The organism is Streptomyces sp. NPDC008079, assembly GCF_042957385.1.
Classification (GTDB): domain Bacteria; phylum Actinomycetota; class Actinomycetes; order Streptomycetales; family Streptomycetaceae; genus Actinacidiphila.
The window spans coordinates 183,031-207,405 of record NZ_JBIBIC010000011.1 but is presented as its reverse complement, the minus strand read 5'-3'; the positions used below and the strand labels follow the sequence as shown (position 1 = coordinate 207,405).

Here is a 24,375-nt window from a genome sequence, read left to right as displayed (position 1 = left end):
GCGCCACCCGGCGCGAGCGGTCGGCACCGCTCGCGCCACCCGTCCCCGGAACCCCGGCAGCCCCCTGCGGCGCCGGGGTTCCGGGCGTTTTCGAGCGCGGCGCGGGCGTTTTCGAGCGCCGTGCGGGATTTGGGGAGGGCTTGCGGGGGAGTGTCAGCGAAGTGTGGCGTACGCAACAAATCAGCTGATCTGTTTGGCGGATGGGCGAAACCGCGGTTAGCGTCTTCGCTCGTTGCCCGTCAGCAGCAGCCGCGTCCGGCGGCACGCGGGCACACATCGCCGAGTCCCCGTCAGGGGAGCCGGGGACCCAGCCCTCTCGCGAGGGAGCAGTCCCTGGGGTGAATCGGGACCGACCGCCGAGCGGCGGCCGGACCCGTAGGAGACCTTCCTGCTCCGAACCCGTCAGCTAACCCGGTAGGCGAGAAGGAAGGAAAGGAGCGACGCCTCTTCATGGCGTTCACCGTTCTGCCCGCGCCCAGCGGGAAGCACCGCCGTCCCCGTCGCGGCGCCGCACGCACCGTCCGCGGTGGCGGCACGCTCGCCGGAGTCGCGGTGCTCACCGCGACCGGAGCGTTCGGGGCCACCTCGATGACCGCCACGGCCCACGCCGAGAGCGCGCACGACGCCGTCGCGAACACCGTCTTCGCCCGTACCGCCGATGTGACCGGCTCGCTCGCCGACTCCCTGGCCGCGCAGGCGGAGGCCCAGCGCAAGGCCGCCGAGGCCGCGAAGGCCACGGCGGAGGCCGACCGCAAGCAGGCCGAGGCCGCCGCCCGCGCCAAGGCGGCCAAGGCCAAGGCCGACGCGGCGGCCGCGAAGGCCAAGGCGGAGGCCGCGGCCAAGGTCCGGGCCGCCCGCGAGGCCAAGGCCCGCGCCGACCGCGCCGCCGCCGAGCGCAAGCGCCTCGGCTCCTTCGTCCTGCCGGTCGACAGCTCCTACGTCTCCACCGCCTACCACTCCTCCAGCGGCCTGTGGTCCTCCGGCTACCACACCGGCATCGACTTCCACGCAGCCAGCGGCACCACCGTGCACGCGGTCGGCTCCGGCACCGTGGTCGAGGCCGGCTGGGGAGGCTCGTACGGCAACAACATCGTGATCCGGATGTCCGACGGGATGTACACCCAGTACGGCCACCTGTCCTCGATCCAGGTCTCGGTCGGCCAGAGCGTCACGCCCGGCCAGCAGATCGCCCTGTCCGGCGCGACCGGCAACGTCACCGGGCCGCACCTGCACTTCGAGGCCCGTACCGGACCCGACTACGGCTCCGACGTCGACCCCATCGCCTACCTGCGCAAGCACGGCGTCTCGGTCTGACCCCAGGACCCCGCAGGGGTTCCGCCACCGCCCCCTGGAACCACCGCACCACCCCCCTCAGCACGAAGGCCCCGGCTCCCCCCGCCGGGGCCTTCGTCCGTCCCGTACCCGTCCCGTACCCGTCCCGTACCCGTCCCGTACCCGTCCCGTGCCCGTCCCGTGCCCGTCCCGTGCCCGTCCCGCACCGGTCCCGCGCGCCAAAAGAAGTTCCATATTCGGGACTGTGATCGGAATCCCTGGTGTGCTGGAATAGGGTTACCGCAGAATGTGCGGAAAGAATGGGGTCCTGCGATGCGGAATCGGATGTGAACGGGACGGACGGCACGGGGCGGCGTATCTCGGCCCAGGTGGTGTGTACGGCCATCCGCGACGACATTGTCAGCGGTTTCTTCCCGCCGGGCGGCCGACTGACGGAGGAACTGCTCGCGCAGCGGTACGGGGTGTCGCGCGTGCCGGTCCGCGAGGCGCTGCGCACCTTGGAGTCCGAGGGCTTCGTCCGCACCCGCAGGCACGCCGGCGCGTCGGTGGCCGAGCCCACCGAGCAGGAGGCGGCCGACCTTCTGGAACTGCGCGGCCTGTTGGAGCCGCTGGGCGCCGCGCGCGCCGCCCAGCGCCGTACCGACGCGCATCTGAAGGTGCTGCGCGGGCTCGTACGCCTAGGTCAGGAGCGCGCGGTCCAGGGCCAGTTGTCCGACCTGCCGTCGCTCGGCGGCTGGTTCCACGAGACGCTGGCGCAGGCGTCGGGCAGTCCCACGCTGGCCGCGCTGCTCACGCAACTGCGCCACAAGATCGCCTGGGTGTACGGCGACGACGTGCCCACCCGCGCGGTGGAGTCGTGGGAGGAGCACGCGGCGCTCGTGGACGCGGTGGCGCGCGGTGACGCCGAGCGGGCCCGCAAACTGGCCGCGGGGCACGTGGAGCGGAGCGCCGCGGTGAGGATTCTGAAACATCCCGTAAACGCGGTGCGCCGCCGCCATTAACAATCGCACCGTATACAAGTGCGTAGAATTGCGGCACCCGTAAATGCAATAAAGCGGGGCCGGTGCAATCCGGGTGGATTGTCCGGCCCCGCTGAATTCCGCTGTCCGGTGGCGGGACAAAGATCCCCGGACGTGTTCCGGCCACGCGAAGGGCGCTTCGCGCGGCAGGGCGCACCGCCCGAAGGCCCGGTCGCGCGAAAGCGCGGCCGGGGAGGGCGGGCGCGCCCCGCCGCGTCTCAGACGGTCTCGGGAAGCTCTTCCAGGCCCTCGGCGACGAGCTTCGCCAGCCGGTCGAGCGCGGCGTCGGCGCCGTCGGCCTCCGAGGCGAGCACGATCTCCTCGCCGCCCTGCGCGCCGAGGCTCAGCACCGCCAGCATGGACGCGGCGTTCACCGGGCCGCCGTCGGCCTTCGCGATCGTCACGGGGACGCCCGCGGCCATGGCCGCGCGGACGAAGATGGACGCGGGGCGGGCGTGCAGGCCCTCCGCCCAGCCGACGTTGACACAGCGCTCAACCATGGTGCTGCCCTTCGGGTCGTTCCAGTTGTCTAGACCAGTTTCGCACGGCCGGAGCGCTGCTCCGGCACGTCGGCACGATCGCGGCCCCCACCAGACTGCCCCCTGCGCGTCGGCTCCGCGAGTGTGACGCGCCCGCCGGGCCACCCGCTTACGCTGGGGCCATGAGCGAGCAGACGGCGCATCCGTACCCCGTCCACTGGGAGGCGGACGTCGTACTGCGGGACGGCGGGATCGCCCACATCCGGCCGATCGGGCCCGACGACGCGGGACGGCTCGTCGACTTCTACGAGCAGGTCTCCGACGAGTCGAAGTACTACCGCTTCTTCGCGCCCTACCCCCGGCTGTCCGACCGGGACGTGCACCGCTTCACGCACCACGACTACAACGACCGCGTCGGCCTGGCCGCCACCGTCGGCGGCGACTTCATCGCCACCGTCCGCTACGACCGCACCGACGACGCGGGCCGGGCCGTCTCCGCCGACAAGGGCACCACCGGCACCCGCGCCGAGGTCGCCTTCCTCGTCCAGGACGCGCACCAGGGCCGCGGCGTCGCCTCCGCGCTGCTCGAACACATCGCCGCCGTCGCCCGCGAGCGCGGCATCCTGCACTTCACCGCCGAAGTCCTGCCCACCAACCGCAAGATGGTCAAGGTCTTCACCGACGCGGGCTTCACCCAGCAGCGCAGCTTCACCGACGGCGTCGTCCACCTCGAACTCGACCTGGAACCCACCGAGCAGTCCGTCCAGGTGATGCGGGCCCGCGAGCACCGCGCCGAGGCCCGCTCCGTCCAGCGGCTGCTGCGCCCCGGCTCGGTCGCCGTCGTCGGCACCGGCCGCAGGCCGGGCGGCGTCGGCCGTACGCTGCTGCGCAACATCGTCGCGGGCGGCTTCACCGGCCACGTCTACGCCGTCAACCGCTCCTTCCCCGAGGGCGGAACCGACATCGACGGCGTGCCCGGCCACCGCTCCGTCCTCGGCATCGGCGCGCCCGTCGACCTCGCCGTGATCGCCGTGCCCGCCGACCGGGTCCCCGAGGCCGTCGCCGACTGCGGCGCCGCGGGCGTCCAGGGCCTGGTGGTGGTCGCCGCCGGATACTCCGAGACCGGCGAGGAGGGCAGGGCGCGCCAGCGCGAGCTGGTCCGGCAGGCCAGGAGCCACGGCATGCGGGTGATCGGCCCGAACGCCTTCGGCGTCCTCAACACTGCCGCCGGGGTCCGGCTCAACGCCTCCCTGTCGCCCGAGATGCCGCGCAGCGGACGCCTCGGCCTGTTCACCCAGTCCGGCTCGATCGGCATCGCCCTGCTCTCCGGACTGCACCGCCGCGGCGCGGGCCCCTCCTCCTTCGTCTCCGCGGGCAACCGCGCCGACGTCTCGGGCAACGACCTCCTCCAGTACTGGCAGGACGACCCCGACACCGACGCCGTCCTGATGTACCTCGAATCCTTCGGCAACCCGCGGAAGTTCACCCGGCTCGCCCGCCGCACCGCCGCCGCCAAACCGGTGGTCGTCGTCAAGGGCGCCCTGCACTCCGGCTCCGTCCCGGCAGGACACGCCGTGCCCGCCACCCGCATCCCCGACTCCACCGTCTCCGCGCTCTTCCGGCAGGCCGGGGTGATCCGCGTGGACACCGTCACCGAACTGCTGGACGCCGGACTCTTCCTGGCCCTCCAGCCGCTGCCCGCGGGCGACCGGATCGCCGTCCTCGGCAACTCCGAATCGCTCGGCCTGCTCACCTACGACGCCGCGCTCACCGCGGGACTGCGGCCCGCCGCGCCCCTCGACCTCACCACCGCGGCCACCCCCGACGACTTCGCCGCCGCCCTCGGCGCCGCGCTCGCCGACCCCGGCAGCGACGCCGTCGTCGTCACCGCGATCCCGCGCGTCGGCTCCGAGGACGCCCCCGACCCCGAGTCCGGCGACGACCCGGCGCTCGCCGAGGCGCTGCGCCGTACGACCGCCGCCGCGGGCGGCGGCAAGCCGGTGGTGGTCGCCCACCTCGCCCTGGAGACCCTGGCCGACCGGCTCGGCGCGCCCGGCGACGAGGCCGCCTCCCGTATCCCCGCCTACTCCGCGCCCGACCGGGCCGTGCGCGCGCTCGCCGAGGCCGCCGGCTACGCGGCCTGGCGCGCCGGATCGGCGGACCCCGGCCGGATCCCGCAGTTCGACGACATCCAGGAGGCCGCGGCGGCCGACGACGTACGCCGCCTGCTGCCGCCCGGCGAGGCGCCCGAGGGCGGGATCGCGCTCGGCGACGCGGACACCGCGACGCTGCTCGGCCGGTACGGCATCCAGGTGCGCGGCGCGCTGCCCGCCCCCGACGCCGACACCGCCGTGGCCGCCGCCGCCCGGCTCGGCTACCCGGTCGCCCTCAAGACCACCGCCCCCCACCTGCGGCACCGCGCCGACCTCGGCGGCGTACGCCTGGACCTGGCGGACGAGGGCGACCTGCGGCGCGCCTACGACGAGCTGACCGCGCGGCTGGGCACCCCGCGGGAGCTGCTGCCCGTCGTGCAGGCGATGGCGCCGCGCGGGGTGGACACGGTGGTACGGGCGGGCGTCGACCCCGCCGCGGGCGCCGTGCTGTCCTTCGGCCTGGCGGGCGCGCCCTCGGAGCTGCTCGGCGACACCGCCCACCGGCTCGTCCCCGCCACCGACCGGGACGCGGCCGAACTGGTCCGCTCCATCAAGGCCGCGCCGCTGCTGTTCGGCTGGCGCGGCGCCGAGCCGGTCGACACCGACGCGCTGGAGGAGCTGCTGCTGCGCGTGTCGCTGCTGACCGCCGACCTCCCGGAGGTCGTCGCGGTCGACCTGGAACCGGTGGTGGTCTCCTCGCGCGGCCTGACCGTCCTCGGCGCGTCCGTCCGCCTGGCCAGGCCGCCCGCCCGCACCGATCTCGGGCCGCGGGCGCTGTCCTCGTTCTGACCCGGCGCCCGCTCCCGCGCCCGCCCGCACGCCGGGTCGCGCTCCGAGCACGTCGCGGTCGTACCTGGCCCTTAGGATGGTCGGCATGGCGAAGACCGGTACTACGACTCAGGGCCTGCGCACGGCCATCGAGCGCAGCGGCTACTACCCCACCCTCGTGGCGGAGGCCGTCGAGGCGGCGGTCGGACGCGAGCCGGTCTCCTCCTACCTGGTCCACCAGGAGACCAGCTTCGACGCCAACGAGGTCCGTCGTCATGTGACCGTGCTGGTGCTCACCGACAGCCGCTTCATCGTCAGCCACACCGACGAGCAGGCCGCCGACGACACCTCGCCGACGCCGTACGCCACCACGTCCACCGAATCGGTGAAGATCGGCCGGATCTCCTCGGTCGTGGTCAGCCGGGTGGTCGCGAACCCGGAGTCGTACACGCCCGGCACGCTGCCCCGCGAAGTGGTGCTCACCATCGGCTGGGGCGCGGTCTCGCGGCTCGACCTGGAGCCCGCCGCCTGCGGCGACCCCAACTGCGAGGCCGACCACGGCTACACCGGCTCCTCGACCGCCGACGACCTGTCGCTGCGGGTCAGCGAGGCGGGCGACGGCCCGGACACCGTCCGCCAGACCCTGGCCTTCGCGCAGGCGCTCTCCGAGGCGACAGCGGCCACTGACTGATGGTCCAGCCGCTGCACGGCGGGTACGGTTCCGCGCCGCTCGATCCGCGTACCGCTCCCGTACCCGACTACGGCACCGGCGCGCTCTGTGACGTCATCCCGGCCGCCGTCGCCGGATTCGCCGTCCCCGGCATGCCGGCCACCGGCCTGGAACTGGCGCCCGCCGACCGGGTCTGCGTCTTCCTCGTGGACGGCCTCGGCTGGGAGCTGATCCTCGCCCACCCCGACGAGGCGCCGTACCTCACCTCGCTGCTGCCGACCTCGCGCGGCGGCACCGGCCGCCCGCTGACCGCCGGATTCCCGGCGACGACCGCGACCTCGCTCGGCTCGGTCGGCACCGGGCTGCCGCCGTCCGCGCACGGCCTGGCGGGCTACACCACGCTCAATCCGGCCACCGGCGAGCTGATGAACCAGCTGCGCTGGCAGCCCTGGACCGCGCCGCACGTCTGGCAGCCGCACCCCACCGTCTTCCAGCTCGCCGACGCCGCCGGGATCGCCACCTGCCAGGTCTCCTCGCCGACCTTCGTCAACACCCCGCTGACCAAGGTCGCGCTGTCCGGCGGCACCTTCCACGGGCGTCTCACCGGCGAGGAGCGGATGGACCTGGCCGCCGACCGGCTCGGCGCCGCCGACCGCACGCTGGTCTACACGTACTACAGCGAGCTGGACGGCATGGGGCACCGGCACGGCGTCGACTCCGACGCCTGGCGCGGCCAGCTCATGATGGTCGACCGGCTGGCGCAGCGGCTCGCCGAGCAACTGCCGCCGCGCAGCGCCCTGTACGTCACCGCCGACCACGGCATGATCGACATCCCCTTCGACGAGCGGTCCCGGATCGACTTCGACGAGGACTGGGAACTGCGCGCCGGGGTCGCGGTGCTCGGCGGCGAGGCCCGCGCCCGGCACGTCTACGCGGTGCCCGGCGCCGCCGCCGACGTGCACGCGGTGTGGAGCGAGGTCCTCGGCGAGCAGATGTGGGTGGCGACCAGGGCCGAGGCGATCGAGGCGGGCTGGTTCGGACCGCCGCCGGACGAGCGGGTGTTCGGCCGGATCGGCGACGTCGTGGCCGTCGCCCGCGACGACATCGCGGTCGTCGCCCACCGCACGGAATCGGGGGAGTCGAAGATGGTCGGCCTGCACGGCTCGATGGCCGCCGCCGAGCAGCTCGTACCGCTGCTCGAAGTACGCTCCTGAGGCCCGCCCGCCCCCGCGCTTTCCCGCCCCCGCGCTCTCCCGCCCCCCATCGAAAGGCCGTCGTCCTTCCCATGCCCGAGCTGGTCTTCTTCTCCGGAACGATGGACTGCGGCAAAAGCACCCTCGCCCTCCAGATCGTCCACAACCGCACCGCTCGCGGCCTCCAGTCGGTGATCTTCACCAGGGACGACCGCGCGGGCGAGGGCAAGCTCTCCTCGCGGCTCGGCCTGGTCACCGACGCCGTCGAGGTCGCGGACGGCATGGACCTGTACGGCCACGTGGTCGGCGTGCTCAGCCGCGGCGGCCGGGTGGACTACGTGATCGTGGACGAGGCGCAGTTCCTCGCGCCCGAGCAGATCGACCAGTTGGCGCGGGTGGTCGACGAACTCGACCTGGACGTCCACGCGTTCGGCATCACCACCGACTTCCGCACCCGGCTCTTCCCCGGCTCGCAGCGGCTGATCGAACTCGCCGACCGCGTCGAGGCCCTTCAGGTCGAGGCGCTGTGCTGGTGCGGCGAGCGCGCCACCCACAACGCCCGTACGGTCGACGGCGTGATGGTCGTCGAGGGCGCGCAGGTGGTGATCGGCGACGTCGACCGGTCCGGCGAGGTCGGCTACGAGGTGCTGTGCCGCCGTCACCACCGCCGCCGGATGACCAGCGCGACCGCGGGCGCGGGCACGCTCTCGCCCGACGTGCTGCCGGTCACCCACTCCTGACCGCGGCGGTCACCCGCTCATGACGACGGGCCCGGCCGGCCGCACGACGGCGGTCGACCGGGCCCGCCCGCCGGTCAGTTGACGCCGACCGGACCGAAACGCGCCACGACCGTGCGGTCCCCGGTCACCGGCACGGTGATCGTCGGCCCGCTGTCGGGCAGTTGGGCGCCGTCGAGCGTCCAGCCCAGCAGTTGGAAGCCGGGCGCCGGTACGGCCGTCACGGTCGCGGTGTCGCCGCGCTCGAAGCGGCCCGGCTCCGTCTGGTTCCCGCCGACGGTGACCTTCCCGCCGCTCGCGGGCTCGGCCGTGGCGGTCACCGACTGCTGCACCATGTTGATCGCCATGATGCCCAGCAGCTTCGCGGGACCGGTGGACGTCGCGCCGTTGTAGCGCAGCACGTTGACCGCCGTGACGTCGGCCGAGGCGCCCGCCTTCACGGTGTAACCGCCGTCGCCGAGGTTGTCCGTGCCCAGGTTGAAGGCGCGGACGTCGCCGGAGGTGACCACCAGACCGTTGTGCATGCCGTAGCCGAAGACGTCCGAGACCGTCAGGCCGCGGGCGCCGTCGACATGCACCAGGTCGGTGTTCTTGCGGGTGAACCCGTCGATGGTCTGCGCGAACAGATCGCTGCCGAGGCCCCAGCCGGGAATGCCGAAGCCGGTGCGGTTCACCGCGTTGCCGTTGCTGAGCACACCGTCGACCAGACCGCCGCGGCCCGCGCGCGCCGTGACGCCCCGGTTGAGGAAGACCCCGGTCAGCTTGTGCACCACGAAGCCGTCGTTGCCCTCGTCCACGGCGTTCCACGCGTTGGTCAGACCGACGTCGACCACATACGTGCCGCGGCCGGTGCCCCGGATGTCGTACGGGTAGGGGACGTAGCCGGTCGCGGGGTTGTTTTCCGGGTGGAAGACCCGCAGACCGCGCACGCCCGAGCCGTTTCCGGCGAGCGTGACGAAGGCGGCGTCGGTGTCGGCGTTCGCGGTGTTCCGGCCCGCGTAGGCGAACAGCACGGTGCCGCCGCTGGCGCCGTCCTCGTCGCGGTTCGGCGAGGACGAGGCGCCCCGCAGTTCGACCCCGGCCGGTACCCGCAGCCGGCCCTCGACCCGGTACCAGCCCGCGGGCAGGTACACGGTGCCGCCGCCCCGCGCGCCCGCCCGGTCCAGCAGCCGCTGGATGCCCGCGGTGGCGTCGGCGGCGGGCTGGTAGCCCACGCCGTGCGGGACGGCGCCCGCCGCGTACAGGGCGTGCCCGCGAGGCGCGGGCAGGTCGGGTGCGGCGGCCTGGACCGGTACGGGACCGGGCATCGTCACGACCGTGCCGGAGGTCGCGCCGTCCAGCGCCGTACCGGTGACCTTCACAAATCCCTTGGTGGCGTTGCGGATCGACGCGACGCTGCCCTGGAGCGTGCCCCCGGCCACCGTCATGCCCCAGCGGGTGTCGATGTCGTCCACCTGGAGGGCCACATCGGTGCGCACCACCCGGGTCTGCTGGAACGCGCCGACGAAAGCCGCCCGTTGGCCCTTCACGACCTGGATGCCGGTGCGGTAGTCGGACAGCGAGATCCGGGAGAACTGGTCCCACTCCAGGTCACCGAGGACGAGTCCCGTGCCGTTGGCCCGCGTCCACCGGTCGAGCGCCGACCGCGCGGGCGGGTCGTACGCCGAAGGCGCGTGCGCCCAGTAGGAGTTGGAGAAGGTGATGTCGCTCCAGGTGCCGACGTCCGAGCCGTTGTAACCGGTGGCCCCGGTGAACAGCACCGTCCCCTTGATGTCGGCGAGCGTCGCCGACTCGTGCACCTGGCCCTGCACCGCGGGCCTGCCGCGGTCGTCGGTCTTCGTGGAGACCCCGACACCCTTGTACGAGTTGAGCATCGTGACGTGCGCGACCGTGCTCATCATGAAATTCGCGTCGCTCTGCCAGGCCGAACCCGGAATCTCGAAGGTGTTGTTGTACGGCACCGGGTGGGCCGCGTTCTGCCGCGGGTAGTAGGTGGTCAGGCCCTGGACGGAGGCGCTGCCGCCGACCCGGAAGAGCACCGGCCCGTCGGCTCCCGGCGGCAGGTCGGCGCGGATCACCGTGCCGTAGCCGCCGGACCCGCGGTCCGGGTCGCGCCGGTCGCCGATCAGCGAGCAGAAGGCCGGGACCTCCACGGTGGTGGTGAGGCGGTAGGTGCCCGCGCCCAGCCACACCGTGCCGCCGCCCGCGTCCTGGCAGTCGTACAGCGCGGACTGCACGGCGGCGGTCGCGTCCCTCTTCCCCGAGGTGTCGACGCCGTAGTCGCGGATGTCGAAGTCGGCGACGACCGGAGCGCCGGTCGAGTAGCGGGTGGTGACCAGCTTCGGGTGCGGTGTGACCACCCGCTGGTCGCGGACCTCGAGGACGGCGAGACCCACCTTGGTCTGGCCCGCGCTGTACCCGTGGATCGCCAGCCGGACGTACCGGGCGGTCGTCGGAGCGAAGGCGGTGGTGAACACCGAGCCGCCGACGGCCCCGGTGCGGCCCACGTCCGTGAAGCGCGTCCCGTCCGTGGACACCTGGACGGTGTAGTCGGAGGAGAAGGCGCCGGTCCAGCCGGCCTTGACCTGGTTGAAGCGCTTGGCCGCGCCCAGGTCCACGGTGAAGGTCTCGCCTGTCCCGCCGTCCCCGCTGACCCAGGCGCTGCCGCCGTTCCCGTCGATCGCCGCGGCCGGGGCGGACCCGGCGGCGGTGGACGAGGCGGTGGCGGTGCCCAGGTGCGCCAGGTCGGTGTTCACGGCGGCGGCGTGGAAGACGTCGAGCGCGGCGGCCAGCGCGTGGAAGGCGGTACGGGCCTGCTCGTCGGTGACGCCGGTGCCGTTCGCGACCGCGCGGGCCGCGTCGGCGGCCTGCTGGAGCGCGGCCTTCGCGCCGGCCGGGTACTGCCCGTCGCGGGTGCCCTCGCGGGCCGCGAGGTAGGCCAGATCGGCCTGCGCCACAAGCTGCTTGAGGCCGGTCGTCGGGTCGAGCACGCGCGGCAGCGCGGTCACCGAGACGCGGGCGACCTTCAGTTCGGCCGGGCTGCCGCCGGTGGTGATGCGGAAGTCCGAGCCGTTGGAGCGGTTGGTGAGGATCGCGTCGTCCAGCAGGAAGGTGTGGGTCTTCCAGGTCCCCGAGTCGCCGTAGGTGAAGACCGGCGAGTTCTTGAACATCTCCGGGATCGTGTCGCCGGGGGAGTCGTACTGGAGCTGGATCGCTCCGTTGCCCCGGTCGAGGTAGTCGACGGTGACCGCGACCGGGTCGCGGTTGTCGTACAGCGCGGTGTCGTCCACGTTCATGTAGAAGAAGCCGGTCTCGGCGCCCGGGTGGCTCTGGTCGGTTCCCCAGTAGCCGCGGCCCGCCTCCGTGCCGGTCACCAGGTGCGTGTCGTTGTCGCCCGCCCGCGGCGAGATGCCGTGCGCGTCGACCGCGGTGCCGAGGTCCACGGACTGGCCCGCGGCGACCCTCACCGACGCCACCGTCACGTCGGCGGGCGCCCCGTCCTTCGACCCCGACAGCCGCAGCTCACGGCCCGCCTCCGTCCCGAAGTCCGCCGGTACGGTGAAGGCTTCCGTCGTCCATCCGGCCGCTCCGGTGAGCGGCACGCTGCCGACGAGGTCGCTCGCGCCGCGCGTCAGCCGAAGCGTCGTCCCGTCGGGCGCGTCGTCGTACGTCACCGCCACGGTGACCTGGCCGGCGCCGCCGACGGTGTCGGTCCACTCCCGGTCCAGCGCCAGCTTGATGTAGTCCGTGCCGGCCGCCACATCGGTCTGCCAGTACGGCTTTCCGTTCTTCTCACCGGTGCGCAGGCCGTCGGCGGAGTCGCCCGCGCTCGCCGTCAGGCCCAGCGTGACCGGTTTCGGGCCGAGGTCGGCGCCGACGCCCAGCGGATACAGCGCCGCCGCGGCGGCCCGCGACGACGGAGGGAGCAGGAGGGCCGCGAGCAGCAGCAGTGCTAACGCGGCGGGGGGCCGCAGCCATCGTGCGAGGGTGGGTCTCATGTGGCTTCTCCTACGGAGGGTCGGTTTCCAGGGGGAAGGGCGGTACGCCAGGTCTTGAGGGGCGCGGGGAACGGTGCGATCAGCCACGACGGGCCTGCGGGGGCAACCGGCCCGCGTCGGGCGGACACTAAGGACGCGCCAGGCGGAGCGTCAGGATCTGGAACGGGCGCAGGTCCAGCGGGAAGGAGCCGTCCCCGGCCCGGGGGAGGGGATCGGTGGGGCTCTCCAGGAGGTCGGTGACGTGCGCCGCGGCGACGGGGAAGCCGGTGTGCAGCGCCCCGCGCGCGCCGCCGCCGCGCGACTCGTAGAGCCGGACGACCACGTCGCCGCCGCGGTCGTCGGCGAGTTTCACCGTCTCCACGACGATGTCGGGGTTGTCGACGGTGACGAACGACGGCCCGGCGGCGGCCCCGCCGGTCGACGCCGAACTGCCCGGCCGCAGCGGCAGGTTGAAGGAGTAGCCGGAGGCGACGGCGTCGCCGACCCCGGCGCCGACCACCAGGCCGTAGGCGAAGGAATGCCGCCCCCGGTCGGCCTGCGGGTCGGGGCTGTGCGGCGCGCGCAGCAGCGACAGCCGCAGCGTGGTGGTCGTACCGCCGTCGTCGCGGGTCAGGCGCGAGACGTCGTGGCCGTAGGTGGATTCGTTGACGACGGCGGCTCCCCAGCCGTGCTCGCCCACGTGCACCCAGCGGTGGGCCCAGAGTTCGAAGCGGGCGGCGTCCCAGCTCGTGTTCTCGTGGGTGGGGCGCTGGACGTGCCCGAACTGGATCTCGGCGCTCTCGCGCTCCGCGTGCACGTTCAGCGGCCACGCGGCCTTGAGGAGGGTGTCCCGCTCCTGCCAGTCGATGTCGGTTCGGACGGTCAACCGCGCGCTTCCGGCGGTGAGTTGCAGGTCCTGCGTGAGGTGCGAGCCGCCGAAGGAGCGCGTGACGCGCACCGACGCGAGCAGCGGCCCGGCCTCGGTGACCTCGACGGCGTCGGCGGCGGTGAGGTCGCGGACGGTGTCCCGGTAGTAGCCGTCGATGTTCCAGGCGCTCCACCGGTTGGGGTCGTCCGGGTGGAGTTGCAGCAGATTGCCCGCCGCGCCGGGGGCGATCGCCTCGCGTCCGGCGCGCAGGTCGTACGCGGACCGCACGAGGCCGTCGGCGTCGATCCGTATCCGCAGCACCCCGTTGTCGAGGGTGATCCCGGTGGTGTCCTCGGTGACCGAGACCGGGGGCAGCGCGGAGCGCACGGCCTGACCGGTGCCGAAGGCGGGTGCCTCGACGAGGACGGCGGTACGTCCGTCGGACAGCGGCTGGCCGTCGGCGGCGGGGGTGCCCGCGGGCAGGACGGCCACCTCGCGGCGCGCGTAGGGCCCGGCGTTGTAGAAGACGGGTCCCGAGTCGGCGGGTCCTGAGTCGGCGGGCCCCGAACCGCCGGGTCCTGAGCCGGCGGGCCCCGAACCGGCGGGCCCCGCGCCCGTCCCCGCACCCACCGCGGCCTCGATCACCTCGGCCAACTCGGCCTGCAACTCCCGGTGTACGGCCTCCGCCTCCCGGTGCACCCAGGCGATCGAGGAGCCCGGCAGGATGTCGTGGAACTGGTGCAGCAGCACCCGCCGCCAGATCGACTCCAGCCGCTCGTACGGGTAGGGGGCGCCGCCGCGGACCGTGGCCGCCGCCGACCACAGCTCGGCCTCGCGCAGCAGCGCCTCCGCGCGCCGGTTGCCGCGCTTGGTACGGGCCTGGCTGGTGTAGGTGCCGCGGTGATTCTCCAGGTACAGCTCGCCGCGCCAGACCGGCAGCCGCTCGTACTCCTCGCGCGCCTCGTCGAAGAAGGCCGAGGGATCGCCGACTTCCACGCGGGTGGAGCCCTCCAGGTCGCGCAGCCGCCGCGCCTTCTCCAGCATCTCGCGGGTCGGCCCGCCGCCGCCGTCGCCGAAGCCGAAGGGGGCGAGCGAGCGGGTGGCGGCGCCCTTGTCGGCGAAGTTGTGCTCGGCGTGGGCCAGTTCGGCGCCGGTCAGGGAGGCGTTGTAGGTGTCGACCGGCGGGAAGTGGGTGAAGATCCGGGTGCCGTCGATGCCCTCCCAGTGGAAGGTGTGGTGCGGCAGCCGGTTGGTCTCGTTCCACGAGAGCTTCTGGGTGAGGAACCAGCGGGCCCCGGCCAGCGCGGCGAGCTGCGGGTACGCGGCGGTGTAGCCGAAGGAGTCGGGCAGCCACACGCCGTCCTGCGGGATGCCGAACTCCTCGGCGAAGAACCGCCGCCCGTAGACGAGTTGCCGGGCCAGCGCCTCCCCGCCGGGCAGATTGCCGTCCGCCTCCACCCACATGCCGCCGACCGGCGCCCAATTGCCGTCGGACACCGCCTTCTTGATCCGCTCGAAGATCTCGGGGCGGCGCTCCTTCATCCACGCGTACTGCTGCGCGGAGGAGCAGGCGAAGACCAGCTCCGGGTACTCCTGGGCCAGCGTCGTCATATTGGTGAAGGTCCGGGCGCACTTGCGGACCGTCTCGCGGACCGGCCACAGCCATGCCGAGTCGATATGGGCGTGCCCGACCGCGGTGACGGTGTGCGCGGAGGCGTGCGCGGGCCGGGACAGCACGTCCGTCAGCCGGTCGCGGGCGGCCTGCGCGGTGGCCGCGACCGCGCGCACGTCGACCGCGTCGACCGCCCGCTGGAGCGCCCGCAGGATCTCGTGCCGCCGCGACCCGTCTGTCGGCAGCTCGCGCATCAGCTCGTCCAGCACCTCCATGTCGTGCAGCAGGTGCCACACCGCGTCCTCGCGCACCGCGATCTCGGCGGCGCGCAGCCGGTACAGGTGCTCCTCGCCCGCGGTGTCCCGCGAGCCGTAGTGCGTGCCGACCGCGAGCGCGCCCTCGATCATCGGGTTCGCCGCCAACTCCACCAGCAGCTCGACCGGTTCGCCGCCCGCGGCGGGCTCCGCGAGCAGCACCGAGCGGTGGTGCGGGTGCAGGCCCTGCACGGGTGCGCCCGCCGCGTCGTGGACGAAGCCCTCGGCCTGGCCGCCGGGGCCCTTCGTCGGGTCGAAGCCCAGGTCGAAGACGGCCTCCACCCGGCGGCCCGCCCAGGCCGCCGGTATCCGGCCGGTCGCCCGCAGCCAGGTCGTCGACCACGGACCGCCCCAGGTGTCGCCGATCGCGGCGGGCGCGTACGTCGCGGCCAGCGCGTCGGCCACCGGTACGGGTTCGCCCGGCACCTGCCAGGCGGCGAGATCGAGGGTCAGCGCGTCACTGTAGAGGGCGGGACGGACCACCTGAGCGAGGAATTTGGTGATCCGCTCTTCGACGATGTGCCGGTCGTCATGCACAGTTGCGTTTCCTTCTGCCGTGGGCGGGCGGGTGCCGGAAGGGCGGGCGGATGGGGGAGGGCGAGTGCTCGCGGGAAAGCCGTGGGGGACGTGGGGGAGGGGTCAGGTACGGCGCTCCGCTCCGGCCGTACGCCAGGTGCGCCGGGGCGTGAAGCCCAGCAGCTCCGTGCAGGCGGCCGTGTCGAAGAGCGAGGCGTGGTCCGGGAGGCCGCTGCGCAGCGGCACCCCCGGATGGTGACGGGCCATCAGTTCCGCGGACGGCAGCGCGGATGTCGTGTCGGCGGCCGTGACGTTGACGACGTGACAGCCGGTCAGCTCGGTCTCCAGCGCGCGCCGTACCGCCTCGGCCGCGTCCAGGGTGTGCAGCCAGCCCCACAGGTCGTGCCGCTGACCGGCCGGGTCGGCGGCGCAGGCGTCCAGGAAGTGGCCGAGCCGGTCGCCGGTCCCGGTGAAGGGCAGCCGCAGACAGACCGCGTCCAGGCCCCAGCGCCGGTGCGCGGTGCGTGCCACCTCCTCCAGCGCGGCCTTCGACAGGCCGTACGGGTCGCGCAGCACGCTCGGATGGGCCTCGTCCAGCGGGACGTAGGACGGCGAGACCGGCACCGGTGACCAGGCCAGGCCCACCGCGGCCATGCTGGAGGCGGCCACCACCCGGCGCACCCCGGCCCGGCCCGCCTCCTCGAACACCCGGTGCGCCGTCAGGCAGTTGTGCGCGAACAGCGTGCTCGGGTCGGTGTCGTTCGGGTGCGGGATCGCCCCGAGGTGCACCACCGCCTCCGCGCCGGCCATGGCCTCGCGGACCAGTGCCGGGTCCTGGAGGTCGCCGGTGTGCACGCGCGCGGCGCGCGGCTCGGTCACCGGCAGCAGGTCGGTGAGCACCAGGTCGTGCCCGGCGGCCAGCAGCGCCGCGGTGACATGGCCGCCGATGTGTCCGGCGGCCCCCGTGATCAGGACGCGCATCAGCCCTTCACCGCCCCGACCAGGCCGTTGACGAAGTAGCGCTGGAGGCTCAGGAACAGCAGCGCCACCGGGATGACGACGATCAGCGCGCCCGCCATCAGGTTGTTGTAGTGCGGCACGTTCGACGAGGCGAGCGTCTGGAGCCCGAGCGGCAGCGTGTACGTGCTCTCGTCGTTGAGCGACACCCGCGTCAGCAGGTACTCGTTCCAGGTGGGGATCGCGGTGAGCAGCGCCACCGTGATCAGCGCGGGCCTGGCCAGCGGCAGATAGATCCGGGTGAAGATGTGGAACTCGTTGGCGCCGTCGACCCGCGCCGACTCCCGCAACTCCCGTGGCACGGCGCTGAAGGCGCCGGTCATCAGCAGCACCGACAGCGGCGCGCCGCCGTTGACGAAGGGCAGCACCAGACCGATGTGCGTGCCCAGGATGCCCATCTTGTTCTCCAGCAGCACGATCGGCAGCATCACCGTGATGCCGGGCACGAACAGCAGCGCGACGAAGAGCTTCTGGAGCAGGCCGCGGCCGGGGAAGTCCAGCACCGCGAAGGCGTATCCGGCCGCCGCGTACACCCCGAGCGTCAGCACCACGGTGAGCGCGGTGACCTGAAGGCTGTTCAGGAAGTAGTGGAAGAAGTGCAGTTGGTTCCAGGTGTGGGTCAGCGTGTCCAGCGTCGGGTGGTGCGGGATCAGATGGCCGCCGCGTACCACCTCGACCTGGTCCTTGAAGGCGGCCGAGACCATCCACAGGAAGGGGTAGACGCTGACCAGGCCGTAGAGCGTCAGCAGGATGCCGACGGTCCAGCGCGCGGCGGCGCGCGAGACGGCGGCCCTGGCCGGCGAGGCGGGTCCTGTGGTGCGCGAGGGGCCCGCGCCGGAGATGTTCGTCGTCATGTTCTGCTCCGCATGACTCGCAGGTTGATCAGGGCGAGCACCACGGCGGCGGCGAACAGCAGCCAGCCGAGGGCGCTCGCCAGGCCGAGCGTCGGCGCCAGGTCCTTGAGGAAGGCCAGCCGGTACGCCTCGAGGCCGAGGACGTTGGTGTGGTCTCCGGGACCGCCGTTGGTCATCACCAGGAAGGTCTGGAAGCCCTGGAGGGAGTCGCGGAGATTGAGCAGCACGACGATCGAGGTGATCGGCCGGACCAGCGGCCACACCACCGACATGTTCGTCCGCCACCATCCGGCGCCGTCGAGCTGCGCGGCCTCCATCACGCTGCGGTCGATGGTCTGAAGACCGGTGAGGTACATCAGCATCGCGACCGGCACCGCCCCCCACACGGTGACCACGATCATCGTGGGCAGCGCGGTGTGCGGGTTGCCGAGCCAGCCCTGCGGCTGCGCGAGCGACCCCATGCCGACGCTGCTGAGCAGGGTGTTGACCGCGCCGTCCGGCTGGAGGATGTACTGCCAGGCGAAGAAGACGGCGATGCCGCTGGTGACGTACGGCACGAAGTACACCGAACGCAGCACGCCCTGCATCCGCTTGGCGGAGTTGAGCAGGATCGCCAGCGGGAAGGACACCGCGACGGTCAGCAGCGGGACGGCGATCATCACGTACAGGGTGTGGAGCGCCGCGTGGTGCAGCCGGGGCGCGTAGGCCGGATTCTGCCAGAGCAGGTCCTTGTAGTTCTGGAGGCCGACCCAGTCCCAGTGCGGCGCGAAGCCGTTCCAGCGGGCGAAGCTCAGCAGGAAGCCGTAGCCGACGGTGTACAGGCCCATGACCGCGAAGAGCACGACGGCGGGGGCGACGAACAGGTAACCGGAGACGGCCTCGTAGCCGCGGCGGCGCGGGGGGCGCGCGCCGCGGCCGGCGGCGGCGCGCGCGGTCGGCCGGGGATCGCCTCCCCGGCCGGCGCCGGCCGTCTCCGTGAGCGTGGGACGGGGTGCGGTGGTCACTTGGACGTCGCCCAGAAGGAGTTGTTGAGCTTGGCCATCGCCTTGCCGGTCTGGTCCACGCTCTTCTGCTTCAGCGGCGTCAGGTCGGCCAGCACCTCGCCCATCGAGTCCTGGTCGTACGTCGGCGGCCGGAAGGTGTTGTCGCTCGGGTCGTAGGTGGTCTCCGGCGTGCCGACGAAGGTCTTCAGCATGTCGGCGAGGGTCGGGCCCATCACCGAGGCGGCGTCCGCGCCGAGTTCAGTGGCGGGCACGTCGGTGGCGTCCTTGGCGAACTTCGAGGCGATGTCGGGCCGCGCCAGGAACTTCATCCACTTCTCGGCGTTGTCCGGGTGCTTGCTGGTGGAGGTGACCGTCAGACCGGTGAGCGCCAGCGGGCCGAGCGCCCGGTGGGGCACCGCGCCGTCGCCCGGCGAGGGCAGGCCGAAGGCCATCACGTCGTCGGGGTTCATGCCGTTCTGCTGGAGGAAGGCCAGCGTGAAGGTGCCGCCGATGTCGAAGGCCGACTTGCCCTGGGCGAACGCCTGGTCGGCCGCGTCGATGTCGAGGGTCTGGGTGCCCGGCATCCAGTACGGCTGGAGCTGCGCGTACTGCGTGAGGACCTTGGTGCCGTCGGCGGAGGAGAAGTCCGCGCCGGCGTCCTTGCCGAACAGCGCCTGGTACTTCTCCTTGCCCAACTGGGCGAAGGCCAGCGGCTGGAGGACCCAGGTCAGACCGGTCGCCTTGACCTTCAGACCGAGGCTGACCCCGCCGTTCTTCGGGTCCTTGGTGGTGGTGGCCTTCAGGTCGGCCAGGAACTCGTCCCAGTTCGCGGGGGCCTTGGTGATCCCGGCGGCGGCCAGCATCTTCTTGTTGGCCATGACGATGCCGAAGGTCCCGGAGGTGAAGGGCACGCTGAAGCGCTGGCCCTTGCTCACGCCGTGCGTCTTGGAGTCGGCGGGCTTGGACTCGGTGTACTTCGCGTCCGTGACGGTGCCCGAGACCTGGACGCCCTTCTGGTACAGGCCGCTCCAGGCGGCGTCGACGTCGCCCGCGATGTCCTTGGCTATGCCGGTGGCGCCGAGCACCAGGTCCTCGCCGTCGGAGTGCGTCTCCAGCACATCGGGCAGGTCGTGGGTCTTGGCGGCGGCCTGGAGCTTGGTGCTGTACGCGTCGTCCGGTCCGTACGCCTCGATCTTGACGGTGATGCCGGTCTGCTTCTTGAACTCGGCCGCCGCGTTGCGCAGTCCGGCGACGTGCGACTGCTTGAAGGTCCACATCTCCAGCGACTTGCTGTCCCCCGATCCGGAGGAGCCGCCGCCGCAGGCGGCCAGCGGGCTCAGCGAGAGGACGGTGGCCACAGCGGCTGCGGCGAGTCTCGTCTTCGGGGTAAAACGTGCGAATGGTGTGTTCATGGGCCCCTACCTAGGATTCGACCGTTCAGAAGACCGAATGACGTTGGAGTGACTGAACTTAGGGTCGTGTTTGATATAGCGTCAAGACGCACGCCGCGATGGGAGTGGGCACTCTTATGCGTCGTGCATCGGCGGCGGGGAGCGGAGGATCGGTGGAATCGGTGGCAGAAGCGGCGCGCGGGCGGAAGCCCGAAGAGGTGAAGTCCGCAGCTCGGGTGCTGGAAGTGCTCGAACTGCTCGGCGCGGACGGCGCCCGGCTCTCGCTGGCGGAGATGGCGACGGCGATGGCGGTGCCGAAGAGCAGCCTGCACGCCATCCTGCGCACGATGCAGGCGCGCCGGTGGGTGGATCTCGACCCGTCAGGGACGCGCTACAGCCTCGGTCTCAAGGCGCTGTTGACGGGCACCGCCTACCTGGAGGGCGACGACGTCACCAGCCTGGCGGGGCCGGTGCTCGACGCGCTGGCCGAGGAGACCGGCGAGGCCGTGCACCTGGGCAGGCTCGACGGCACGCACGTCGTCTACCTGGCCAAACGCGAGTCGCGGCACGCGCTGCGGATGTACTCCGCGGTCGGCCGCAGGCTCCCCGCGCACGCCACGGCGCTCGGCAAGGCGGTGCTCTCGCAGTACGACCACGCCGAGGTGCAGCGGCGGCTGGACTGGCCGCTGGAGCGGATGACCCCGACCACGGTGGTCGATCCCGACGCGTTCCTGGCCCAGTTGGCCGAGGCGCGGCTGCGCGGCTGGGCGGCGGACGACGGCGAGAATTCCGTCGACATCCGCTGCGTCGCGGTCGCGCTCGGCGGCGGCCAGGGCGAGGACGCGATCAGTTGCTCGGCGCCCAAGAGCCGGATGGACGACGCGCGGGTCGAGGAGGTCGCGCAGGCGGTCACCGAGGCCGCGCAGTCGCTGAGCACCCTGCTCAAACGGCTGGGCCAGCACTGACCGGCCGCCGCCACCGCGCCGACCGGCCGCGGGCCGGCCGCTGAACCGGCACGGGCCGCCCGCCTGCTCGCCGACGGCCCGCCGCCCGCCTGCCGCCGGGCCTGACGCGCTGTCGGGCCCGGCCTGACGGGCCGTCCGGCCGACCGGGGCGTGCCGACCCCTTGTGTGTCCCGCGTGGCGGGGGTTACGGTCGTTCCGAGTTTGTCAAAGTGATTGACAAACTCGGAATGCCCTCTCTACGTTCGGATACCGGTACGTCATTCCGTTACCTGTACGTGGGAGTTCGTATGGCATTGCCTGATGCCGGCCCCGCACCGCTCGCCCCGGCCCCCTGGGTCGACGAGCGCGGCGCCAAGATCCGCATCACGGCCGTTCGCACCTTTCTGACCGCCCCCCACGGGTGCCCCCATCTCATCGTCCGCGTCGAGACCGGCGAACCGGGCCTCTACGGCCTCGGCTGCGCCAGCGACCCCCAGCGCACGCTGGCCGTCCGCTCGGTGCTCGACGACTACCTCGCCCCGCTGCTCACCGGGCGGGACCCCGACGACATCGAGGACATCCACCGGCTGATCCTCAACAGCGCCTACTGGCGCGGCGGTTCGGTCACCGGCAACGCGCTCGGCGGCATCGATGTCGCCTTGTGGGACCTCAAGGCCAAGCGCCTCGGCGCGCCCCTGCACTCGCTGTTCGGCGGCAAGGTCCGCGCCTTCGCCGAGGCGTACACGCACGTCGACGGCCGCGACGCCGCCGAGATCGCCGACAAGGTCCAGGCCGCGAGGGAACACGGCTACCGGCACGTCCGGATCCAGGCCGCCGTGCCGGGCGCCGACACCTACGGCGCCTCCGGCGGCGGCACCACGGACGCCGACGCGGTACGCGAGCGGCGCGCGCCCTGGGACAGCGCGGGCTATCTGCGGCACGTGCCGGGCGTTCTCACCCGCGTGCGCGAACTCGTCGGCGACGACGTTGAGTTGCTGCACGACGTGCACGAACGGCTCGACCCCCGGCAGGCCAGGGACTTCCTGCGCAGGGTCGAGGACGCCGGACTGTACTTCGTGGAGGACCTGCTCGCGCCCGAGGACACCCAGCACTTCAAGCGGCTGCACGACGCCTCGCCCGTACCGCTCGCGGTCGGCGAACTCTTCCACGACACCGCCCAGTTCACCGCCCTGCTGGACGGCCCCGACATCGACTTCGCGCGGATCCGCGTCCCCACCCTCGGCGGCCTCACCCCCGCCCGCAAGATCGCGGCCTTCTGCGAACTGCGCGGTGTCCGGCTCGCGCCGCACGGCCCCGCCGACGTCAGCCCGGTCGCCCAGGCCGCCACCTTGGCCATGGACATCTCCAGCCACGCCTTCGGCGTCCAGGAGGCCGCGGTCTTCAGGCCGCCCGTCCACGAGGTGTTCCCCGGCACGGTCACCGCGTCCGCGGGCGGCCTCGTGCCCCATGACACCCCGGGCCACGGAGTGGACTTCGACGAGGCCGCCGCCCGCCGTCACCCCGTGCCCGAACCCCTGGCCCACGACCGCTGGGCCCTGCTGCGCAACACCGATGGGAGCGTGCAACGCCCGTGACGAATCCGATCAGAGCCGGTGAACCCGGAGCCGGAGCCGGAGCCGACCAGGACGGGGCCGGCCGGGAGCGGTCCGCACGACGGGCGTTGGTGGTACGCGGCGGCTGGGAGGGCCACGCGCCGATCGCGATCACCGACCTCTTCCTGCCCTTCCTCGAGGACGAGGGCTTCACCGTCGAGACCGCGCAGTCGCTCGACGTCTACGCCGACCGGGACTTGATGGCCGCCACCGACCTCGTCGTCCAGTGCTGGACGATGGGCGAGATCAGCGGCGAGCAGACCAGGGGCCTGGCCGAGGCGGTCCGGGCGGGCACCGGCTTCGCGGGCTGGCACGGCGGGATCGTCGACTCCTTCCGCGGCGACGTCGACTACCAGTTCCTGACCGGCGGTCAGTTCCTCATGCACCCGGCGGGATTCCTCGACTACCGGGTCCATGTGCGGCCCGAGCGCGCCGACCACCCGGTGATCGCCGGGATCGGCGACTTCGACGTGCACACCGAGCAGTACTGGCTGGCCACCGACCCCGACATCGACGTGCTGGCCACCACGACCTTCCCGCCGGACGGCGAGCGCGCGCACCCGGTCGTGATGCCCGCGGTGTGGACCAGGAGGCAGGGCGCGGGACGGGTGTTCGTGTCCGCCATCGGGCACAAGGCCGACGACTTCGACGTGCCCGAGGTGCGGGCGCTGACCGAGAGGGGACTGCTGTGGGCGAGCCGTTGAGGATCGGCATGGTCGGCGCGGGCAAGATCAGCGGCCAGTACCTGGACACCATCGCCGGGCTCGAAGGGCTGCGGCTGACCGCCGTCACCGACCTCGACCCCGGCCGGGCCAAGGAGGCCGCCGAGCGCGCGGGCGCCGAAGTGGCGTCGAGCGTCGCGGAGTTGGTGGCGCGCGACGACGTGGACGCCGTCCTGAACCTCACCGTCCCCGCCGTGCACGCCGAAGTGGCGCTGGCCGCGGTCGCCGCGGGCAAGCACGTCTACGGCGAGAAGCCGCTCGCCGCCACCCGCGAGGAGGCCGCCGCCGTGCTCGCCGCCGCGCGCGCCGCGGGCGTCCGGGTCGGCAGCGCGCCCGACACCGTACTCGGCACCGGCACCCAGACCGCCCGCAAGGCCGTGGACGACGGGCTGATCGGCACGCCCGTCGCCGCGACCGCCTTCATGACCACCGCGGGCCACGAAGCCTGGCACCCGGACCCGGAGTTCTACTACCGGCCCGGCGGCGGCCCGCTGCTCGACATGGGCCCGTACTATCTGTCCGCGCTGGTCCACCTGCTGGGCCCGGTCGTCAAGGTCACCGGCGCCGTCGCCACCCCGCGCGCCGAACGCGCCATCGGCAGCGGCCCGCGCGCCGGGGCGCGCTTCCCCGTCGAGGTCGACACCCACGTCACCGGCGTCCTCCAGCACGAAGGCGGCGCCCTCACCACGCTGATCATGAGCTTCGACATCCACGCCGCCCGGCTGCCGCGGATCGAGGTGTACGGCACCGAGGGCTCGCTGTCCGTCCCCGACCCCAACGGCTTCGACGGCCAGGTCGAGTTGTTCACCGACGGTACGTGGCAGCCGCTGCCGGTCTCGGCCGGATACCGCGGCGCGGGGCGCGGCACCGGTCTCGCGGACCTCGCCGCCGCCGTCGCCGCCGGACGCCCGCACCTGGCGTCGGCCGAACTCGCCCAGCACGTACTGGACGTGATGCTGACACTGCTGGACGCCGCGCACGACGGGACGGCGCTGCCGGTCACCAGCGGCTGCGAGCGGCCCGCGCGGGTGGATTCCGTGACACCGTAATTCCACCGAGGGCGGCAGGAAGGGCCACGGCCCTTCCTGCCGCCTTTTGCCGTTCCCGATGTCAGGTGAATTAACTGACGGCTGACTCCCTTTTCGGTTCCAAATTAGCCTGACAATTTGATAGTTGCAGGTCACGACCTGCGAGAAGAAGGAATTCGCGCGAGGCGTTGACTTGATAACACACATGGTTTTACATGGCGGTT

General features: G+C 72.8%; 17 protein-coding genes and 1 riboswitch. Of the genes, 10 read left to right on the top strand and 7 right to left on the bottom strand.

What is annotated here, in order from left to right; translation table 11 throughout:
- Positions 1–267 precede the first annotated feature (267 nt).
- A riboswitch (cyclic di-AMP (ydaO/yuaA leader) is annotated at positions 268–435 on the top strand.
- Between the two features lie 15 nt (positions 436–450).
- Entirely contained in the window at positions 451–1,314 is an 864-nt protein-coding gene (locus tag ACFZAM_RS23470) for a M23 family metallopeptidase (protein ID WP_355338389.1), read from the top strand.
- A 278-nt stretch (positions 1,315–1,592) separates the two neighbouring features.
- Entirely contained in the window at positions 1,593–2,294 is a 702-nt protein-coding gene (locus ACFZAM_RS23465) for a GntR family transcriptional regulator (protein WP_355338392.1), read from the top strand.
- 236 nt (positions 2,295–2,530) lie between these two features.
- Here the strand turns inward: ACFZAM_RS23465 and ACFZAM_RS23460 are convergent, their stop codons facing one another.
- Entirely contained in the window at positions 2,531–2,812 is a 282-nt protein-coding gene (locus tag ACFZAM_RS23460; RefSeq protein WP_391048951.1) for an HPr family phosphocarrier protein, read from the bottom strand.
- A 161-nt stretch (positions 2,813–2,973) separates the two neighbouring features.
- On the opposite strand from ACFZAM_RS23460, the gene ACFZAM_RS23455 reads away from it, so the two are divergent.
- From ACFZAM_RS23455 to ACFZAM_RS23440, 4 genes are all read left to right on the top strand, one after another.
- Positions 2,974–5,733, top strand: a complete 2,760-nt coding sequence (locus tag ACFZAM_RS23455) for a GNAT family N-acetyltransferase (RefSeq protein ID WP_391048948.1) — start codon at positions 2,974–2,976, stop codon at positions 5,731–5,733.
- Between the two features lie 76 nt (positions 5,734–5,809).
- On the top strand, positions 5,810–6,403 hold the full coding sequence (locus tag ACFZAM_RS23450; RefSeq protein ID WP_188286046.1) for a DUF5998 family protein: 594 nt from the start codon (positions 5,810–5,812) through the stop codon (positions 6,401–6,403).
- Positions 6,403–7,596 (top strand): alkaline phosphatase family protein, encoded by a 1,194-nt coding sequence (locus ACFZAM_RS23445; protein ID WP_391048945.1) that lies wholly within the window; start codon positions 6,403–6,405, stop codon positions 7,594–7,596. The genes ACFZAM_RS23450 and ACFZAM_RS23445 overlap by 1 nt, the downstream gene beginning before the upstream one ends.
- A gap of 71 nt (positions 7,597–7,667) precedes the next feature.
- A complete protein-coding gene (locus tag ACFZAM_RS23440; RefSeq protein ID WP_355338403.1) occupies positions 7,668–8,315 on the top strand; it encodes a thymidine kinase in 648 nt (215 codons plus the stop codon).
- Between the two features lie 74 nt (positions 8,316–8,389).
- On the opposite strand, the gene ACFZAM_RS23435 is transcribed toward ACFZAM_RS23440, so the two are convergent.
- From ACFZAM_RS23435 to ACFZAM_RS23410, 6 genes are all read right to left on the bottom strand, one after another.
- Positions 8,390–12,310, bottom strand: a complete 3,921-nt coding sequence (locus ACFZAM_RS23435) for a discoidin domain-containing protein (RefSeq protein ID WP_391048941.1) — start codon at positions 12,308–12,310, stop codon at positions 8,390–8,392.
- Positions 12,311–12,437: 127 nt separating this feature from the next.
- The gene (locus tag ACFZAM_RS23430; protein ID WP_391048938.1) at positions 12,438–15,620 is read right to left on the bottom strand and encodes a glycoside hydrolase family 38 C-terminal domain-containing protein; all 3,183 of its coding nucleotides are present in this window, start codon (positions 15,618–15,620) and stop codon (positions 12,438–12,440) included.
- 102 nt (positions 15,621–15,722) lie between these two features.
- The gene (locus ACFZAM_RS23425; protein ID WP_391048936.1) at positions 15,723–16,580 is read right to left on the bottom strand and encodes an NAD-dependent epimerase/dehydratase family protein; all 858 of its coding nucleotides are present in this window, start codon (positions 16,578–16,580) and stop codon (positions 15,723–15,725) included.
- Entirely contained in the window at positions 16,580–17,470 is an 891-nt protein-coding gene (locus ACFZAM_RS23420) for an ABC transporter permease subunit (RefSeq protein WP_391048933.1), read from the bottom strand. The genes ACFZAM_RS23425 and ACFZAM_RS23420 overlap by 1 nt, the downstream gene beginning before the upstream one ends.
- On the bottom strand, positions 17,467–18,474 hold the full coding sequence (locus ACFZAM_RS23415; protein WP_391048932.1) for an ABC transporter permease subunit: 1,008 nt from the start codon (positions 18,472–18,474) through the stop codon (positions 17,467–17,469). The genes ACFZAM_RS23420 and ACFZAM_RS23415 overlap by 4 nt, the downstream gene beginning before the upstream one ends.
- Positions 18,471–19,865, bottom strand: a complete 1,395-nt coding sequence (locus ACFZAM_RS23410; RefSeq protein ID WP_391048929.1) for an extracellular solute-binding protein — start codon at positions 19,863–19,865, stop codon at positions 18,471–18,473. The genes ACFZAM_RS23415 and ACFZAM_RS23410 overlap by 4 nt, the downstream gene beginning before the upstream one ends.
- A gap of 197 nt (positions 19,866–20,062) precedes the next feature.
- Between ACFZAM_RS23410 and ACFZAM_RS23405 the strand changes: the two genes are divergently transcribed.
- The 4 genes from ACFZAM_RS23405 (at position 20,063) to ACFZAM_RS23390 (ending at position 24,172) form a co-directional block, all read left to right on the top strand.
- Positions 20,063–20,809 carry an IclR family transcriptional regulator gene (locus ACFZAM_RS23405; RefSeq protein ID WP_355338424.1) on the top strand — a complete coding sequence of 249 codons (747 nt, stop codon included), beginning with the start codon at positions 20,063–20,065 and terminating at the stop codon, positions 20,807–20,809.
- 287 nt (positions 20,810–21,096) lie between these two features.
- On the top strand, positions 21,097–22,383 hold the full coding sequence (locus ACFZAM_RS23400) for an enolase C-terminal domain-like protein (protein WP_391048925.1): 1,287 nt from the start codon (positions 21,097–21,099) through the stop codon (positions 22,381–22,383).
- Positions 22,384–22,469: 86 nt separating this feature from the next.
- Positions 22,470–23,105 (top strand): ThuA domain-containing protein, encoded by a 636-nt coding sequence (locus tag ACFZAM_RS23395; RefSeq protein WP_391049042.1) that lies wholly within the window; start codon positions 22,470–22,472, stop codon positions 23,103–23,105.
- The gene (locus ACFZAM_RS23390; RefSeq protein ID WP_355338430.1) at positions 23,090–24,172 is read left to right on the top strand and encodes a Gfo/Idh/MocA family oxidoreductase; all 1,083 of its coding nucleotides are present in this window, start codon (positions 23,090–23,092) and stop codon (positions 24,170–24,172) included. Before ACFZAM_RS23395 ends, ACFZAM_RS23390 begins: the two co-directional genes overlap by 16 nt.
- Positions 24,173–24,375: the final 203 nt, after the last annotated feature.

What these genes read in the sequence shown, in the direction of transcription:
- ACFZAM_RS23425 (WP_391048936.1), bottom strand. Translation starts at nt 16,580, where the DNA reads ATGCGCGTCCTGATCACGGGGGCCGCCGGACACATCGGCGGCCATGTC.
- ACFZAM_RS23420 (WP_391048933.1), bottom strand. Translation starts at nt 17,470, where the DNA reads ATGACGACGAACATCTCCGGCGCGGGCCCCTCGCGCACCACAGGACCC.
- ACFZAM_RS23435 (WP_391048941.1), bottom strand. Translation starts at nt 12,310, where the DNA reads ATGAGACCCACCCTCGCACGATGGCTGCGGCCCCCCGCCGCGTTAGCA.
- ACFZAM_RS23455 (WP_391048948.1), top strand. Translation starts at nt 2,974, where the DNA reads ATGAGCGAGCAGACGGCGCATCCGTACCCCGTCCACTGGGAGGCGGAC.
- ACFZAM_RS23450 (WP_188286046.1), top strand. Translation starts at nt 5,810, where the DNA reads ATGGTCGGCATGGCGAAGACCGGTACTACGACTCAGGGCCTGCGCACG.
- ACFZAM_RS23445 (WP_391048945.1), top strand. Translation starts at nt 6,403, where the DNA reads ATGGTCCAGCCGCTGCACGGCGGGTACGGTTCCGCGCCGCTCGATCCG.
- ACFZAM_RS23400 (WP_391048925.1), top strand. Translation starts at nt 21,097, where the DNA reads ATGGCATTGCCTGATGCCGGCCCCGCACCGCTCGCCCCGGCCCCCTGG.
- ACFZAM_RS23440 (WP_355338403.1), top strand. Translation starts at nt 7,668, where the DNA reads ATGCCCGAGCTGGTCTTCTTCTCCGGAACGATGGACTGCGGCAAAAGC.
- ACFZAM_RS23460 (WP_391048951.1), bottom strand. Translation starts at nt 2,812, where the DNA reads ATGGTTGAGCGCTGTGTCAACGTCGGCTGGGCGGAGGGCCTGCACGCC.
- ACFZAM_RS23470 (WP_355338389.1), top strand. Translation starts at nt 451, where the DNA reads ATGGCGTTCACCGTTCTGCCCGCGCCCAGCGGGAAGCACCGCCGTCCC.
- ACFZAM_RS23410 (WP_391048929.1), bottom strand. Translation starts at nt 19,865, where the DNA reads ATGAACACACCATTCGCACGTTTTACCCCGAAGACGAGACTCGCCGCA.
- ACFZAM_RS23465 (WP_355338392.1), top strand. Translation starts at nt 1,593, where the DNA reads ATGGGGTCCTGCGATGCGGAATCGGATGTGAACGGGACGGACGGCACG.